The 17706-nt window shown below is 41.2% G+C and carries 17 protein-coding genes; 16 read left to right on the forward strand and 1 reads right to left on the reverse strand.

What is annotated here, in order from left to right; all coding sequences use genetic code 11:
• Positions 1–97: 97 nt before the first annotated feature.
• The 14 genes from mnmG to glmU all read left to right on the forward strand — a co-directional run bounded on the left by mnmG (position 98) and on the right by glmU (position 13097).
• Complete coding sequence (gene mnmG, locus CWB62_RS06460; protein WP_138530252.1) at positions 98–1987, forward strand: tRNA uridine-5-carboxymethylaminomethyl(34) synthesis enzyme MnmG; 1890 nt, start codon at positions 98–100, stop codon at positions 1985–1987.
• A 15-nt stretch (positions 1988–2002) separates the two neighbouring features.
• A complete protein-coding gene (gene rsmG / locus CWB62_RS06465) occupies positions 2003–2623 on the forward strand; it encodes a 16S rRNA (guanine(527)-N(7))-methyltransferase RsmG (protein WP_058405166.1) in 621 nt (206 codons plus the stop codon).
• Between the two features lie 14 nt (positions 2624–2637).
• Complete coding sequence (locus CWB62_RS06470; RefSeq protein WP_006793958.1) at positions 2638–3423, forward strand: ParA family protein; 786 nt, start codon at positions 2638–2640, stop codon at positions 3421–3423.
• A gap of 20 nt (positions 3424–3443) precedes the next feature.
• Complete coding sequence (locus tag CWB62_RS06475; protein ID WP_058405165.1) at positions 3444–4370, forward strand: ParB/RepB/Spo0J family partition protein; 927 nt, start codon at positions 3444–3446, stop codon at positions 4368–4370.
• 142 nt (positions 4371–4512) lie between these two features.
• Complete coding sequence (locus tag CWB62_RS06480) at positions 4513–4893, forward strand: ATP synthase subunit I (RefSeq protein ID WP_006793956.1); 381 nt, start codon at positions 4513–4515, stop codon at positions 4891–4893.
• Positions 4894–4908: 15 nt separating this feature from the next.
• Positions 4909–5766, forward strand: coding sequence for a F0F1 ATP synthase subunit A (atpB, locus tag CWB62_RS06485; RefSeq protein ID WP_058405164.1), 858 nt, complete (start codon positions 4909–4911; stop codon positions 5764–5766).
• A 53-nt stretch (positions 5767–5819) separates the two neighbouring features.
• Entirely contained in the window at positions 5820–6053 is a 234-nt protein-coding gene (gene atpE / locus CWB62_RS06490; protein WP_004335261.1) for a F0F1 ATP synthase subunit C, read from the forward strand.
• A gap of 41 nt (positions 6054–6094) precedes the next feature.
• On the forward strand, positions 6095–6565 hold the full coding sequence (gene atpF, locus CWB62_RS06495) for a F0F1 ATP synthase subunit B (protein ID WP_006793953.1): 471 nt from the start codon (positions 6095–6097) through the stop codon (positions 6563–6565).
• A 17-nt stretch (positions 6566–6582) separates the two neighbouring features.
• Positions 6583–7116, forward strand: a complete 534-nt coding sequence (gene atpH / locus CWB62_RS06500; RefSeq protein ID WP_006793952.1) for a F0F1 ATP synthase subunit delta — start codon at positions 6583–6585, stop codon at positions 7114–7116.
• 14 nt (positions 7117–7130) lie between these two features.
• On the forward strand, positions 7131–8672 hold the full coding sequence (gene atpA / locus CWB62_RS06505) for a F0F1 ATP synthase subunit alpha (RefSeq protein ID WP_058405163.1): 1542 nt from the start codon (positions 7131–7133) through the stop codon (positions 8670–8672).
• A gap of 60 nt (positions 8673–8732) precedes the next feature.
• Positions 8733–9593 carry a F0F1 ATP synthase subunit gamma gene (gene atpG / locus CWB62_RS06510; RefSeq protein WP_058405162.1) on the forward strand — a complete coding sequence of 287 codons (861 nt, stop codon included), beginning with the start codon at positions 8733–8735 and terminating at the stop codon, positions 9591–9593.
• Between the two features lie 33 nt (positions 9594–9626).
• Positions 9627–11012: a F0F1 ATP synthase subunit beta gene (atpD, locus tag CWB62_RS06515; protein ID WP_006793949.1), complete on the forward strand. Its 1386-nt coding sequence runs from the start codon at positions 9627–9629 to the stop codon at positions 11010–11012.
• A gap of 13 nt (positions 11013–11025) precedes the next feature.
• A complete protein-coding gene (locus CWB62_RS06520; RefSeq protein WP_006793948.1) occupies positions 11026–11448 on the forward strand; it encodes a F0F1 ATP synthase subunit epsilon in 423 nt (140 codons plus the stop codon).
• Positions 11449–11738: 290 nt separating this feature from the next.
• Positions 11739–13097: a bifunctional UDP-N-acetylglucosamine diphosphorylase/glucosamine-1-phosphate N-acetyltransferase GlmU gene (gene glmU / locus CWB62_RS06525; protein WP_058405161.1), complete on the forward strand. Its 1359-nt coding sequence runs from the start codon at positions 11739–11741 to the stop codon at positions 13095–13097.
• Positions 13098–13125: 28 nt separating this feature from the next.
• Here the strand turns inward: glmU and CWB62_RS06530 are convergent, their stop codons facing one another.
• The gene (locus CWB62_RS06530) at positions 13126–13968 is read right to left on the reverse strand and encodes a LytR/AlgR family response regulator transcription factor (RefSeq protein ID WP_058405160.1); all 843 of its coding nucleotides are present in this window, start codon (positions 13966–13968) and stop codon (positions 13126–13128) included.
• 143 nt (positions 13969–14111) lie between these two features.
• Here CWB62_RS06530 and CWB62_RS18840 point away from each other — a divergent pair, with 143 nt between their 5' ends.
• Positions 14112–14828, forward strand: a complete 717-nt coding sequence (locus CWB62_RS18840) for a hypothetical protein (RefSeq protein WP_249310795.1) — start codon at positions 14112–14114, stop codon at positions 14826–14828.
• A gap of 590 nt (positions 14829–15418) precedes the next feature.
• Entirely contained in the window at positions 15419–17212 is a 1794-nt protein-coding gene (locus CWB62_RS06540; protein ID WP_058405159.1) for a choice-of-anchor I family protein, read from the forward strand.
• Positions 17213–17706 lie beyond the last annotated feature (494 nt).

A 17706-nucleotide genomic window follows, 5' to 3' on the forward strand; every position in this document is an offset into this window, starting at 1 on the left:
ATCTGAGCACAGTTTAATCATTTATCTTCTGCTCATTTCTAGGTAGAATACGCTCCCTTTTGAAGTTTACCGGTTTGATTTAAGTAGGATCCCATTAATGATTTTTCATGAAAATTTTGACGTTATCGTAGTAGGTGGTGGACATGCAGGCACTGAAGCCGCATTGGCAGCTGCCCGTATGGGGATGAATACCCTGCTACTGACTCACAATATGGATACCCTTGGTCAAATGTCTTGTAACCCAGCAATTGGTGGGATAGGCAAAGGTCACTTGGTAAAAGAAATAGATGCCCTTGGTGGTGCAATGGCACAAGCTATTGATAAAGGCGGGATCCAATTTCGTACTTTAAATTCTTCAAAAGGACCGGCTGTTCGTGCAACCCGAGCACAAGCCGATCGCGCTTTGTACAAAGCAGCTATTCAAACAACGTTACAAAATCAAGAAAACTTAAAAATATTTCAACAATCGTGTGACGATCTAATTGTTGAAAACGATCGTGTTACTGGCGTAGTAACTCAAATGGGGTTACGTTTTAGCGCACCCAGTGTAGTACTTACTGTAGGTACCTTTTTAGGTGGGCAAATACACATAGGTTTAGAAAACTACAAAGGTGGACGTGCAGGCGATCCGCCATCAATTGCTTTAGCACAGCGTCTGCGTGAACAACCATTTAGAGTAGATCGTCTAAAAACAGGCACTCCACCACGTATTGATGCCCGTTCGGTTGATTTTAGCAAAATGCAAGAACAACCAGGTGATACGCCTACACCAGTGTTTTCATTTTTAGGTAAACAAAGTGATCACCCGCAACAAATACCGTGTTACATTACTTATACAAATGAAAAAACACATGATGTTATACGCAAAAATTTGCATCGTTCACCTATGTACTCGGGTGTTATAGAAGGGATTGGCCCGCGTTATTGTCCATCTATTGAAGATAAAATTGTCCGCTTTGCCGATAAAGACAAACATCAAATATTTGTAGAGCCAGAAGGTTTAACATCTTACGAGCTTTACCCTAATGGCATTTCAACAAGCCTACCATTTGATGTGCAATTGGAAATAGTGCAATCGATTACTGGTTTTGAAAATGCACATATTTGCCGACCTGGTTACGCAATTGAATACGATTACTTTGATCCACGTGATTTAAAACAATCATTAGAAACTAAATTTATTGAAGGTTTATTCTTTGCAGGCCAAATAAACGGAACTACAGGCTATGAAGAAGCCGGAGCGCAAGGCTTAATTGCTGGTATGAACGCAGCGCTTAAAGTGCAAGGTAAAGATTCGTGGACGCCACGTCGTGACGAAGCATACGTTGGTGTATTAATTGACGACTTGGCAACGCTTGGTACAAAAGAACCGTACCGTATGTTTACTAGCCGTGCCGAATACCGTTTATTATTGCGTGAAGATAATGCCGATATTCGTCTAACCGAAAAGGGCCGTGAGCTAGGTTTAGTTAATGACGAGCGCTGGCAAGCATTTAACGAAAAAATGGAAGTGATCGAGAAAGAAAAACAACGCATAAAGGACACGTGGATTCATAAAGATCATAATGTTGTTGATCAGGTAAACGCATTATTAAAAGCGCCATTAACGCGTGAGGCAAGTTTAGAAGAATTATTGCGTCGTCCTGAGATCCGTTATGATGATCTAATGGCTATTGAAGGCTTAGGATCTGAATTTACAAATAAGGCGGCTTTAGAGCAAGTTGAGATCCATACTAAATACGCAGGTTACATTGCGCGTCAGCAAGATGAGATCAACAAACAGCTTCGTCATGAAGAAACAATTTTACCAAAAGAGTTTGATTATAAAACCGTGTCTGGTTTATCAAATGAGGTGGTGGCAAAACTAGAAGAGTCTCGTCCAGACACTATTGGTCAAGCCTCGCGTATTTCTGGTATCACACCCGCGGCTATTTCGTTATTATTAGTGTATCTGAAGAAGCAAGGCTTATTACGCAAATCTGCGTAATGGTAAGGGCACCTAGTGTTACAACAACAATTAACTACATTGTTAGCGCAAACTGATATTGCGCTAACAGAAAAACAACAACAACAGCTTGTTCGTTACGTTGAGCTATTGGATAAGTGGAACAAGGCGTATAACTTAACCTCAGTACGTTTGCCTCAAGAAATGATGGTAAAACATATTATGGACAGCCTTGTTGTTGCACCTCATTTACCCGGTCATCATTATATTGATGTGGGTACAGGTCCAGGCCTTCCTGGCATTGTATTAGCCATTGCACTTCCTAATACCCAATTTGTTTTACTCGACAGTTTAGGTAAACGTGTACGCTTTTTAATGCATGTTAAACATGAGCTCGGGCTTGATAATGTTACCCCGGTGCAGTCAAGAGTTGAAGAATATCAACCAAGTGTTAAATTAGATGGCGTACTCAGTCGTGCATTTGCTTCATTACAAGATATGGTTGACTGGTGCTCGCACTTAATTGATCATTCGGGTCAATTTATTGCGCTTAAAGGCGTTTACCCTAGCGAAGAGTTAGAGTCACTACCGGCTGGCGTAAAGTTTGAGAAAAAAATTGCATTAGAAGTACCTGAGTTAGATGCACAACGACATTTAATTATTCTTTCTAAAGACTAGGGATCAGAGACACTGTGGCAAAAGTCATCGCATTGGCAAATCAAAAAGGGGGTGTAGGTAAAACTACGACCGCTGTTAATCTCGCTGCGTCTATGGCCGCAACGAAGCGTAAAGTGCTGTTAATTGATCTCGACCCGCAAGGTAATGCCACTATGGGCAGTGGTGTAGATAAGTATGGCGATGTGCCTACTATTTACGACCTACTTATTGAAGATAAGCCCATTGAAGACGTGATCATTAAAGAAACGTCTGGCGAATACCATATGATTGCAGCAAATGGAGACGTAACCGCTGCTGAAGTTAAACTCATGGAATTATTTGCCCGTGAAGTACGCCTTCGTAATGCACTTGAAAAAATTCAGGACCAATACGAGTTTATATTCATAGACTGCCCGCCTTCATTAAATATGCTCACTGTTAATGCTATGGCCGCTGCTGATTCCATTTTAGTGCCAATGCAATGCGAGTATTATGCACTCGAAGGCTTAACTGCATTAATGGATACCATCACGCAGTTGGCTAAATTGGTTAACCCCGAATTAAAAATTGAAGGCATATTGCGCACTATGTACGATCCGCGTAACCGCCTAGCAAACGACGTTTCAGAACAATTAAAACAACATTTTGGTGATAAAGTGTATCGCACTGTGATCCCGCGCAATGTTCGTCTAGCTGAGGCGCCAAGTTTTGGCGCTCCTGCTATGTATTACGACAGAGCATCAAGTGGCGCAAAAGCGTATTTAGCACTTGCCGGTGAAATGCTGCGCAGAAAAGAAAAAACAGCGTCCGTTGTCGCCTAACTTTGAGGTAAAAAAATAACATGTCTGCTAAAAAACGAGGTTTAGGCCGAGGACTCGATGCACTTTTAAGTTCGTCTAAGCCTGCACCCAGCGCCAGCAAGGAACAAGACACACAAAACGTCACAGAGGTTGTTCAAAGTACAGTAAGTGCTACAGATAACCCATTACAAACATTGCCTATTGAGTTTTTGCATTCAGGCAAGTACCAACCTCGTAAAGACATGTCTGAAGAGGCACTCGAAGAACTTGCCAGTTCAATTCGATCACAAGGTATTATACAACCCATTGTAGTACGCCCTATTGCTCATAACAGCTATGAAATTATTGCCGGTGAGCGTCGTTGGCGCGCAGCGCAAATAGCTAAGCTCGACACTGTTCCGTGTATCATTAAAGATGTACCCGATGAAGCCGCCGTTGCTATTGCCCTGATTGAAAATATTCAGCGTGAAGATTTAAATGCAATGGAAGAGGCGGTTGCACTAAATCGTTTATTAAATGAGTTTGAATTAACACATCAACAAGTGGCTGATGCGGTTGGGAAATCAAGAACGACCGTAACAAACTTATTACGTTTAAATAATTTAAACAACGATGTAAAAATTCTGTTAGAACATGGTGACATAGAAATGGGTCATGCGCGCTGTTTACTTGCACTTGAAGGTGAAGCACAGTCTGACGCTGCACGAACGGCTGTTGCAAAGGCACTTACTGTAAGAGAGACTGAAAAATTAGTGCGCGCAATTTTAGAGCCAGCACCCGCCAAGCAAGAACACAAAAAAGACCCAGATGTTAAACAGTTAGAACAACAATTAGCAGAAAACCTAGGTGCTAAAGTAGAGATAAATTACAACAAAAAAGGCAAGGGTAAATTGGTTATTTCATATACTAATTTAGACGAGCTTGACGGCATTTTGAATCGTATTAATCACGACAATACCCACCATTGATCTATTACATGTCTAAAAAGAGACATTTGTAGCAAATTTGTGTTACAAACTCTCTACTCAAGTTGCAAAACTGGCAGGATACAGTATAATTTCGCCAGTTTTCACACCCTAACGATTTGAATGCCATTAAGGTTAACAAAAAGTGAATAATAAGTTAGCGAGTCCGTATAGGCTTGCCGCATTTAAATTAATTTGTCTTCAGGGTGTTGTAGCATTATTTGCTGCCGTAATTATTTTTATTGGTTTGGGAGTTGAAGCCAGTCTGTCAGCGTTAGCTGGTGGCGCAGTCGCGATACTCCCTCACTGTGTTTTTGCACTTTACGCCTTTCGATTTATGGGCGCGAGTCGTGCAGAACAAGCGTATAACGCGTTAAAACGCGGTAACGCTCTAAAGTTTATGCTGACAATCATTTTGTTTGCGCTAGTACTAAAGCATTTTCCGGTAGTTTTACTGCCCTTTTTTAGTATCTATGTACTAGCTTTATTCACTGGATTGTTTGCACCCGTTTTTTTTAAACATTAACTTTTGGGATATAACATGGCTGCAGAAGAAGTTACTCTATCTAGCCATATCCAGCACCACTTAACCAATGCTAAGATGTGCTCGACCGACGCCGGTCTAGCCTTCAATAAAGCATGTACGGACAGTGGTTTTTGGACATGGCATGTAGATACCCTCGCATGGTCAATCGGACTAGGTCTTATCTTTTTATGGATCTTCCGTAGTGCCGCTAAAAAATCAACATTGGGCGTACCAGGTAAATTTCAGTGTTTCATTGAAATGATAGTTGAGTTCGTTGGCGACAACGTACGTGACACTTTCCATGGTAAAAGCAAGCTGATAGCACCATTAGCATTAACGATATTCGTTTGGATATTTTTAATGAACTTAATGGATTTAATCCCAGTTGACTTCTTGCCTGCATTTGCTGGTTTAGTTGGTGAGCAAGCTTTTGGCATGGACTCACACGACGTATACATGAAAATTGTACCAACAACAGATATAAACTTAACAGCAGCACTAGCGCTAGGCGTGTTTATATTAATGATTGGTTACTCAATTAAAATTAAAGGCATCAGCGGTTTTATTAAAGAGCTAACACTTCACCCGTTTAGTTCTAACAATACAGCTATGCAGATTCTTTTAATCCCATTCAATCTATTACTAGAGCTTATCGCATTGGTTTCTAAGCCGTTTTCACTGGCACTGCGTTTGTTCGGTAACTTATATGCAGGTGAACTAATCTTCATCCTTATAGGTGCGATTGGCTTAATGCAACTACCGTTGCACTTTGTTTGGGCTGTATTCCATATCTTAGTAATCGTATTGCAAGCATTCGTATTTATGATGCTAACAATCGTATACCTAAGTATGGCAAGTTCAGATAATCACTAATTTATAACTTTTAATTTTTACTTTTAATTACAATTGAAACTTTGGAGAAAAAAATGGAACTAGTATTAGGTCTTAAGTACATCGCAGTAGCTTTACTTATCGGCTTCGGTGCAATCGGTACAGCAATCGGTTTTGGTAACATGGGCGGTAAATTCCTTGAAGCATGTGCGCGTCAACCTGAACTTGCACCATCGCTACAAGTTAAAATGTTTATCCTTGCTGGTCTAATCGATGCTGTAGCAATGATTGGTGTTGGTATCGCGATGGTATTGTTGTTCGTACTTTAATTTTATTTTTTGAACAGCTTACTATTTAAGGAGGAGCGGTTGTGAACTTAAACGCCACTCTTATCGGTGAATTAATTGCGTTTACGGTGTTCGTACTTTTTTGTATGAAATTCGTATGGCCACCACTTAACGGTGCAATTGAAGCTCGCCAGAAGAAAATCGAAGATGGTTTAGCTGCCTCTGATAGAGCCGAAAAAGACTTAGAACTTGCGCAACAAAAAGCTGCAGAACAGCTTAAAGATGCAAAAGCTCAAGCGGCTGATATCATTGATCAAGCTAAAAAGCGTGCCGTGCTAATTGTTGACGAAGAAACCGTTCGTGGACAAGAAGAGCGTGAAAAAATTATTGCTCAAGGGCACTCTGAAATTGAATCAGAGCGTAACCGTGTGACAGAAGAGCTACGTAAGCAAGTAGCAACACTGGCTGTGGTTGGCGCAGAGAGAATTTTAGAGCGTGAAATCAATCAAGCCGCACATAGTGACATCGTTGAAAAACTTGTCGCTGAGCTGTAAATTAGGAGGGTATGAGCATGTCTGAATTGACTACTATCGCTCGCCCATACGCTAAAGCGGCTTTTGAACTTGCCGTTGAAAAAGGCGCTATTGAAAGCTGGAATGACATGTTGTTTTTCGCTGGCCACGTTGCCAGCGATGAGCAAGCATCAGCCATTTTAGCTGGACTGCCTACTGCTTCTGCACAAGCTGAGTTATTTATTAATTTATGCGCAGAGCAGCTCAACGAACAAGGTCAGAACCTAGTGAAGGTGATGGCTGAAAATGGACGTTTGATTGCACTGCCTGAGGTTGCACAGTTATTCGCTGCGTTTAAAGCAGAGTATGACAAAGAAATCGATGTAGACGTGATTTCGGCAACCCCTCTTACTGCAGCGCAGCAAGAGTCATTGGTAGCGACACTTGAAAAACGTTTCGCACGCAAAGTTAAGCTGAATTGTAGTGAAGACGCGTCAGTAGTTGGCGGCCTTATTATTAAGGCAGGCGACACTGTAATCGACGGCTCTGTACGCGGAAAATTAAACCGCTTGGCCACAACACTACAATCGTAATTGGGAAAAAGAGCATGCAACTTAATTCCACTGAAATTTCAGAACTAATCAAACAACGTATTGAGAAGTTCGAAGTTGTAAGTGAAGCTCGTAACGAAGGTACAATTGTATCTGTTACTGACGGTATCATCCGCATCCACGGTCTAGCTGACTGTATGCAAGGTGAGATGATTGAGCTTCCTGGCAACCGTTATGCTATCGCACTAAACCTTGAGCGCGACTCAATTGGTGCAGTAGTAATGGGTCCGTACGCTGACCTTACTGAAGGCGTAAAAGTATACACAACTGGTCGTATCTTAGAAGTTCCTGTTGGTGCTGGCTTACTTGGTCGTGTTGTTAACACACTAGGTGCTCCTATCGATGGTAAAGGCGCTTTAGATAACGACGGGTTTGAACCTGTAGAAAAAATTGCACCAGGTGTAATCGAGCGTCAATCTGTAGATGAGCCAGTTCAAACTGGTTACAAATCTATTGATGCTATGATCCCAGTTGGTCGTGGTCAGCGTGAGCTTGTAATCGGCGACCGCCAAACAGGTAAAACTGCACTAGCAATCGATGCAATCATCAACCAAAAAGACACAGGCGTTAAGTGTGTGTACGTAGCGGTTGGTCAAAAAGCATCTACTATTGCTAACGTAGTACGTAAATTAGAAGAGCACGGTGCACTTGCAAATACTATCGTAGTTGTAGCATCTGCTTCTGAGTCTGCGGCACTTCAGTACTTAGCACCGTTCTCGGGCTGTACTATGGGTGAATACTTCCGTGACCGTGGTGAAAACGCATTAATCGTATATGATGATTTATCTAAGCAAGCAGTTGCTTACCGTCAAATCTCATTACTACTTAAGCGTCCACCAGGTCGTGAAGCATACCCAGGTGACGTATTCTATCTTCACTCGCGTCTTTTAGAGCGTGCATCGCGTGTAAACGCTGATTACGTTGAAAAGTTCACTAACGGTGAAGTGAAAGGACAAACTGGTTCATTGACGGCATTGCCAATCATTGAAACTCAAGGCGGCGACGTTTCTGCGTTCGTACCGACTAACGTTATCTCTATCACCGATGGTCAGATCTTCTTAGAAACTGACTTATTCAACTCAGGTATCCGTCCGGCAGTAAATGCTGGTATCTCGGTATCGCGTGTTGGTGGTGCTGCACAAACTAAAATCGTTAAGAAACTAGGTGGCGGTATCCGTCTAGCCCTAGCTCAGTACCGTGAATTAGCTGCGTTCTCGCAGTTCGCGTCTGACCTTGACGATGCTACACGTGCTCAACTTGAGCATGGTGAGCGTGTAACAGAGCTAATGAAGCAGAAACAGTACGCGCCAATGTCTGTTGCTGAAATGTCTTTGTCGTTATTTGCAGCTGAGAAAGGTTATCTTAAAGATATCGAAATCTCTAAAATCATGGATTTCGAAGCAGCTTTACTTTCTTATGCAAGTAGCACATACGCAGAGCTTGTGGCTCAAATCAATGAAACTGGTAACTACAACGCCGAGATCGAAGCGCAACTTAAAGAACTTCTAGAGAAGTTCAAGTCTACGCAAACTTGGTAATTTAGTTATTAATGGTGCGCTTTAGTTTACTAAAGCACACCTTGATTCGGAGAGAGAGTCATGGCCAGCGGAAAAGAGATTAAAAGCAAGATCGGGAGTATTAAAAATACTCAAAAGATCACTAGCGCAATGGAAATGGTTGCTGCGTCTAAAATGAAAAAGGCGCAAGAACGAGTGGCTTCAAGCCGTCCATACGCTGACAAATTACGCAAAGTGATTGGTCGTGTTGCTCAAGCAAATCTTGATTTTACTCACCCGTTCTTAGAAGAACGTGAAGTAAAACGAGTTGGTTATATTGTTATCTCTACTGACCGTGGTCTGTGTGGCGGCTTAAACTCAAACGAGTTTAAGAAAGTTGCATTAGACATAAAAGCATGGAAAGAAAAAGGTGTAGACGCAGAGTTTGCAACTTTAGGCAGCAAAGCTGCTGGTTTCTTTCAACGCTTTGGTGGTCAAGTGCTTGCTAAAAAAGCAGGCCTAGGAGATAAACCTTCAGTACAAGACGTTATTGGTCCTGTAAAAGTAATGCTTAATGCATTCTCTGAAGGTAAAATTGACCGTTTATTCCTGGTATATAACAACTTCGTTAATACCATGAAGCAAGAGCCAACAATAGATCAGTTACTCCCTTTGCCAAAAGCTGAAGAAGAAGTATCTGCCCACACATGGGACTACTTATACGAACCAAGTCCAGACGCTATTTTAGAGTCTTTGCTAGTTCGCTTTGTAGAGTCTCAGGTATACCAAGGTGTGGTTGAGAACGCTGCCTCTGAACAGGCTGCCCGTATGGTTGCAATGAAAGCTGCAACTGATAACGCTGGCGACCTTATGGATGAGTTACAGCTTGTTTACAACAAGGCCCGCCAAGCGGCAATCACACAAGAAATTAGTGAGATTGTTTCTGGTTCAGCCGCAGTTTAATGCTTCAGGCAAAGATTAACGAGAGGAATAGACATGAGTTTAGGTAAGGTCGTCCAAATTATCGGTGCCGTTGTGGATATTGAATTTTCACAAGACAACGTGCCAGCCGTATATGACGCGCTAAAAGTAACAGATGGCGATTTAGCTGGTTTGACTCTAGAAGTTCAACAACAGCTAGGTGGCGGTGTGGTACGTACTATCGCACTAGGTACTACAGACGGTTTACGTCGTGGTGCAGCAGTATCAAACACAGGTGAAGCGATTCAAGTTCCAGTTGGTAAAGCAACACTTGGTCGTATCATGAACGTACTTGGTGAGCCAATCGATGAAGCTGGCCCAATCGGCGAAGAAGACCGTATGTCTATTCACCGTGCAGCGCCTTCATACGAAGAGCAATCAAGTTCAGTTGAGCTTTTAGAAACAGGTATCAAGGTAATCGACCTTGTATGTCCGTTTGCTAAAGGTGGTAAAGTTGGTTTATTCGGTGGTGCCGGTGTTGGTAAAACCGTAAACATGATGGAACTTATCCGTAACATCGCAATCGAGCACAGCGGCTACTCAGTATTCGCAGGTGTTGGTGAGCGTACTCGTGAGGGTAACGATTTCTACCATGAAATGAACGATTCAAACGTACTTGATAAAGTATCGCTTGTATACGGTCAGATGAACGAGCCTCCAGGTAACCGTTTACGCGTAGCGTTAACAGGTCTTACTATGGCTGAAAAGTTCCGTGACGAAGGTCGCGATGTACTTTTCTTCGTTGATAATATCTACCGTTACACACTTGCGGGTACAGAAGTATCTGCACTACTTGGTCGTATGCCATCAGCAGTAGGTTACCAGCCTACACTAGCTGAAGAAATGGGTGTACTTCAAGAGCGTATCGCATCTACTAAGACGGGTTCAATCACATCAATCCAAGCGGTATACGTACCTGCGGATGATTTAACGGATCCATCTCCAGCAACAACGTTTGCTCACTTAGATGCAACAGTAGTACTTTCACGTGATATCGCATCACTTGGTATTTACCCAGCGGTAGATCCACTTGATTCATCTTCACGTCAGCTTGACCCATTAGTAATTGGTCAAGAGCACTACGATACAGCACGTGGCGTTCAAACGGTTCTTCAGCGTTACAAAGAACTTAAAGACATCATCGCAATCCTAGGTATGGACGAGCTTTCTGACGAAGATAAGCAACTTGTATCTCGTGCACGTAAAATCCAACGCTTCCTATCTCAGCCGTTCTTCGTGGCAGAGGTATTTACAGGTGCGTCAGGTAAATACGTTTCACTTAAAGACACAATTGCTGGCTTCAAAGGCATTTTAAACGGTGAGTTTGATGACCTTCCAGAGCAAGCGTTCTACATGGTTGGCTCTATCGAAGAAGCTCAAGAAAAAGCCAAAAGCATGTAATTAGGAGGGTAGTATGGCAGCTATGACTGTACATCTTGACGTAGTAAGCGCAGAGCAGAACTTGTTTTCTGGTTTGGTTGAATCGATTCAAGTATCTGGTAGTGAAGGTGAGCTTGGTGTTAATGCCGGTCACGCGCCACTACTAACTGCCCTTAAACCTGGTATGGTGCGTTTAGTTAAGCAATTTGGTGAAGAAGAACTCATTTATATTGCTGGCGGTACACTAGAAGTTCAACCGAACATAGTGACCGTACTTGCAGACACAGCCGTTCGTGGTGAAGACCTAGACGAACAAGCTGCAGAGCAAGCTAAACGTGACGCTGAAGCGCAAATGGCAAAAGGTGCATCGTCAGAGCTTGATTACAATCAAGCGGCAATGCAGCTAGCTGAAGCGGTAGCACAACTACGTGTTATTCAGCAATTACGTAAAAAGTAAGCCTATCTGGTTTATAAAAAGCCCACTCTATGTGGGCTTTTTTGTGCTTGTTGCTAAGGTCCGTGTTTAAATTTAAGCTTTTTTTAGTCGTAGAAGTTATTAACTGAGCTTTTCACTTATATCCTTCATCAATCCCCGTTACAATAACGCCATTAAATTAAGTGTGTTTTTCAGCCAAGATTCAGTAATAGCAAATTAGTTTACTGAGTATTTGCACAGGGCGTGACTTACGTAATCTTCTGTATAAACAGACTTGTTAACTAAAACAACGGAAAAAGGAAATTGTTTTAATGGCTCTAACAACAGTAATTCTTGCTGCGGGTAAAGGTACTCGTATGCGCTCTGCTCTACCTAAAGTTCTGCATAAAGTGGCAGGTAAACCTATGGTGCAGCACGTTATAGATAACGCAAAGGCACTTGGTGCAACCACAACTAATTTAGTTTACGGACACGGCGGCGAACTATTACAACAACAACTTGCCGATAATAACGTAAACTGGGTACTGCAAGCAGATCAACTAGGTACAGGCCATGCTGTTGCACAAGCAAACCCTCACATTAATGATGATGACACTGTACTTGTGTTGTACGGCGATGTACCACTTACAAAGCAATCAACGCTTGAGCGCTTATTAGCTGCAACACCTAAAAATGGGCTAGCGGTATTAACCGTTAACTTGGTTAATCCAAATGGCTACGGTCGTATGCTGCGTGAAAATGACAAGCTTGTTGGTATTGTTGAGCAAAAAGATGCAAGCGCAGAGCAGTTACTTATTAACGAAGTAAACACCGGTATTATGGCGGTTAACGGCAAACTGTTAAAAACCTGGTTAGGCAACTTATCTAACAATAATGCCCAAGGTGAATACTACCTAACAGATATAGTGGCTATGGCGCACAGTGAAGGTGTAGAAATTACATCGGCTCAGCCAGATCATGCAATGGAAGTTGAAGGTGCAAACAACCGCGTACAACTAGCAGGCCTTGAACGAGCATATCAAGCATGGCAAGCAGAAGAGTTAATGTTAAATGGTGCAACTCTTGCCGACCCTGCTCGCATTGACGTGCGTGGCGACGTAAAAACAGGTGAAGATGTATTAATTGATATCAACGTTATTTTTGAAGGTAATGTAACCCTTGGCAATAACGTACACATAGGCCCTAACTGTGTACTTAAAAACTGTACCGTAGGCGATAACGTTGTAATAAAGGCGAATACTCTAATTGAAGATGCAAGCGTAGCGGCTAAATGTACACTTGGCCCTTATGCACGCCTTCGCCCAGGTGCGGTAATGGAAGAAGACTCTCACATTGGTAACTTTGTTGAGATGAAAAAAACCCGTTTAGGTAAAGGCTCTAAAGCTAATCACTTAAGTTACTTAGGCGATGCTGAAATTGGCGAAAAAGTAAATATTGGCGCAGGTACAATTACCTGTAACTACGATGGGGTGAATAAAGCAAAAACCATTATTGGCGATAATGCTTTTATTGGCTCAAATTCATCACTTGTTGCCCCTGTAAATATTGGTGCAACAGCAACTGTGGGAGCGGGCTCTGTGATCACTAGCACCGTTGAAAACGAGCAGCTTGCAATAGCACGTTCAAAGCAGCGTAATTTAACCGGCTGGAAACGCCCGGTTAAAAAATAATACTGAAAGGCTACCTAGGTAGCCTTTTTTATTGCAGCTTAAGTTTAAATTGCTCTTTATAACGCCTAGAAAGGTTAAGCACTTTACCTGTAGTTAGTTTTATTTCACTATCACCACTAGGTAGCGGTGTAATAGACTCTATTCTATCAAGGTTTACGCCATGGCTGCGGTGGACTCTACAAAAGCCTTTATCTTCTAATTGCTCACTTAGTGCTGTAAGGGTCGTTCTTAAAGGGTAAATGGACGTGCCAATGTGTAAGTTTACATAATTGCCTGAAGATTCAAGCCAATCCACGTCGTCAATTTTTATAATAAATTCTTTACCCCGCTTTTTAACTAATAAGCGATTAATAGTATCAGTATTGTGTTGCTCACTTTCATCAATAGATGAAGCCTCCCCGAGTAGCTGTTTAACAATATACTGATAAACTTTAATAAGAGTGATAAAGAATAAAAAGCTTATCGCATCTTTTTGGTATTCATATAAAAATTCAAACCAGCTGAGCCCAAAGTTGTAGTGAAGTTCGTTCAACCAATAAATGAGCTTACGTCCTCCAACCATTACACTAATGTGGAATACGCTGAAAAGAATAGACGCTACAAAGTAAGTACACAGCGAAAGCGCAATATTATGCCAATTAAAAGGTACTTTTTTTAATAGCCACACCACAGCCGGGAATATAATTAACGTGCTAAACGCACTGGAATATTCCCATACAAACGGCTCCCATATTAAAAAAGGCAGTGCGCCGTCTCTTTGCGCCTCCATTATTTGAGTTGTCGCATTAACCGTATTGTTTATTACAACGTAGCTAAACAAAAGTAACGCGGCATAAAAAGTTTGAAAACGTTGAAAGTGTTGAAGGTTCATTATGTGTGCTTTTATATTTGTAGGAGACAGCTATCCCTGTATACCACCTTTTATCACTATTGCTTGTAATATAAGCACTTATGTATAGTTTTTGCGAGTTATTTTAAGTTAACTACCGGTATCACAAACACATTGGTTAACGTATGAGTACTCAATTAAACGCAATACAATCTATACACTCTCGCCATTACTTTCTTGATTGGTTAAGAGTAATTGCATTTGCGACTCTCATTTTTTATCACATAGGTATGTTGTATAGCCCAAATTGGGGGTTTCATTTTAAAAGTAATTATACGTCTGAACACGTAGAGTCTTTTATGTTGGTGTTTTCCCCTTGGAGAATGTTGCTAATTTGGTTTATATCAGGGGTGGCACTTCGTTTTATGCTTGATAAGGTAGGTGGCTACAAACTACGTGCCCTATTTGTTTTAAAGCGTTCTATTTTTATATTACTGCCCCTGCTGGTGGGGTTATGGTTAGTTGTACCTTTACAGCTTTATGCCGAAATGCATCAACAAGGCGTTATAGATATAACGTACTGGCAGTTTTATTTAGCGTTTTTAGATACTAGTAATAGCATGTTTGCTAATTACCAATCTGGCGTATGGCCGCATGTTGATGTAAATCATTTATGGTATTTACGTTCTTTATGGCAGTTCATGCTTATTGTTTTTATATACTCATTAGTAGCAAAGCTTTCTATTTTTTCTTCTTTATTAACCACGGTTAAATTAAATCTATCATTTCCTATGCTCACAGGCTTATTAGTAATAGCCATGTTGCTTGCTAATAATTATTTAAAAGGTGATGCAATACGCGAAGTAAGCGGCTTTATATTTTTATTTACAGGATACCTGTAAGCCAAAAATACTTATTTTTGGGCAAGTTTAAATCAATATCGTTGGGTATTGTGTACAAGCTTTATCCTATTATATGTGTGCATTGTTTTGGCGTATCAGAGTGTATTAGATTTACCAAATTATGTTTGGGTCACTATATATAATACTCAAAGAGTTGTTGGGGTGTTCGCCATGCTCACCTTAGCGCAGCGCTTTTTAAACTTTAAAGCACCTTACCTAAATACACTAAATAGCGTGGTGTTTCCCTTTTACGTATTACATCAAAGTGCATTAATTATTTTGTGTTTTATGCTGCGGCCTTTTAATTTTTGCCCCGTGGTTGAGTTATTTTTAATTACAGTGGGTACTTGGGGGGCTTGCGCAGCTATTACATTAGTGGTAATGCGCTCTGAGGCCCTTGCTAGGTATTAAAATTAAAAATAACTATTCGCCAACGATAAAAAAGGCCGGTTATATTTTGGGTATGTTGCTTATTTTACCTTTAGCCTATCAGCTGGTTTTTTAAGGTAAAAAAGTTTTATTAAAAGTGCCACAACTTTGTAATACCTCTGTGTTGATATTTACGTAATACCACACTAAGAGAAATTACAATGTTAAAAAAATCAATAATAGCGCTTTCACTTTTATCTATACTGACCGGTTGCTCATTAGATGGCGATGATGGTCAAAGTGGCGCACAGGGTTTACAAGGTGTACAAGGAACTGCAGGTGAGAATGGAATTAACGGCACCAACGCTAACTCAGCTTTAACCATTAGTTTAGTAGGTAGAGCTGTACTCAATGCGCAAAGTCCTGAAGGTGCTGCCGAAATAGTCGCTTATCAAGCATCAAAAAAATGGATTTACGCTATTAATAGCTCGGGCGATACAGCGGTTGTAAATATTATCCCTGCCGACACATTCGATACAGCTGCTTTAGCGCAAGATAACGAAGGCATTGTAAATACAACTAACTTAAGTACGGCAATTACACTTACCTTAAACGACAACACCCCCGGTGACGCAAACAGCATTGCAATAGACGAAAATAACCAATTACTTGCTGTAGCCATGGCCGCAAAAAACGTTGGTGAAATGGGCCAAGTTGCCTTTTACGATATAAGCGGCGATACACCAATCTTTATAAAAAATGTAACCGCTGGTTTTTTGCCTGATATGGTTACTTTTAGCCATGATGGAGTAAAAGTGGTTGTTGCCAACGAAGGAGAACCTAATGGCGACTATAGTATTGACCCACAGGGGTCTATCAGCATTATTAATGTTATTGATGGGGAAGTTGCCGACACCGCTACAAATATTGACTTTACAGCATACAACGATAAGCAAGCTGAGCTTGAAGCTATAGGATTGGTATTTGCTAATCCAACAGGGCGCACTATAAATGGTAATTTAATAAATACAACCGTCGCTATGGACTTAGAGCCAGAGTACGTCAGCATTTCTAAAGATAACAAATACGCTTATGTATCAATTCAAGAAAATAACGCGCTTGCCATCGTTAATCTAGAAGATAACTCTCTTGAGTTAAAAGGGTTAGGATTTAAAGACTGGTCTAACTTACAAATAGACGCATCAGATAAAGACGGCGGTGTTAATTTTAAATCATACCCCGGCTTATACGGCATGTACCAGCCAGACACAATATCAAGCTTTAGCTGGAAAGGCGCCAACTTTATAGTGTCGGCTAATGAAGGCGATGCACGCGAATACTTTTTTGATACAACCGATGATGCAGATTGTACAGCCAAAGGCGGCTTAGATTTCGATGAAGACGATGGTTGCCTTGCTTACATAGATGAAAGCCGCGTTGAAGACTTAACACTTGCTGCTAACTTTGACTACTTAAATAACGACGATAACGACATCGGCCGTTTAAAAGTGACAACGGTTAAAGGTGATACTAATAACGATGGCCAATACGAATCGCTTTATGCCTATGGCGCACGTTCGTTTACTATTTGGGACAGTAATGGGCTGGTGGTGTTTGACTCAGGCGACGACATAGGCCGTATAACTGCATCTGTTCATGGCGAAGCCTTCAATAACAATGAAGATGAAAATAAAGGCGATACACGCTCAGACGATAAAGGCGCAGAACCCGAAGCGCTCACAATAGGTACAATTGGTGAACGCACCTTTGCATTTATAGGGCTCGAGCGTATGGGCGGGATTATGGTTTACGATATTACTAACCCATATGATGTGCAATTTGAAGACTACTTTTATAACCGAGGTGTAATAGAAGAAGCAGCTATAACCGGCGACCTTGCACCAGAAGGGATGATGTTTGTGCCGGCTGAACAAAGTGCCACTAATAAACCACTCCTCATAATAGGTAATGAAATATCTGGTTCTATTGCAGTATGGGAAATTTCAGCTAATTAACCATGCTATTTAAAAGCGGAAAAGAATATGTTTTGTTTTCCGCTTTTATATTCATAGATCATTAGCATTTTTAAAGTGATTAAAAATGCATGTTTTTTAAACTAAAAGCGCTCTCCACCCCTTTATTTGTATACCTTTCGTACTAAAAGTGTTTTTATTCAAAAAAGCGTGAATTAAACATTGACCCCCACTCGAATATCCCTATAATGCGACCCCACTGAGACGGCAGGCGCCAACGCATAGCGAGGCAAGAGTTAATCAGAGAGTTAAGTAAAACTTTACTTTTAAAGCTTCTAAAAAGAAATTTGAAAACAAAGTGTTGACTCAAAAAATAAAGGATGTATTATACGCATCCCTAGCGACAACGTCGCAACGTTCTTTAACAATTTAAGGCATTCGTCTGTGTGGGCACTCGTGCAGATTGAGTTCTAACAGCCAAGCTACTTCGGTAGTGAGGCAAACAAATTAGAGTCTCAATTGAAACTGAGTGACCA

This window comes from Pseudoalteromonas sp. S408, from assembly GCF_005886645.1.
Classification (GTDB): domain Bacteria; phylum Pseudomonadota; class Gammaproteobacteria; order Enterobacterales; family Alteromonadaceae; genus Pseudoalteromonas.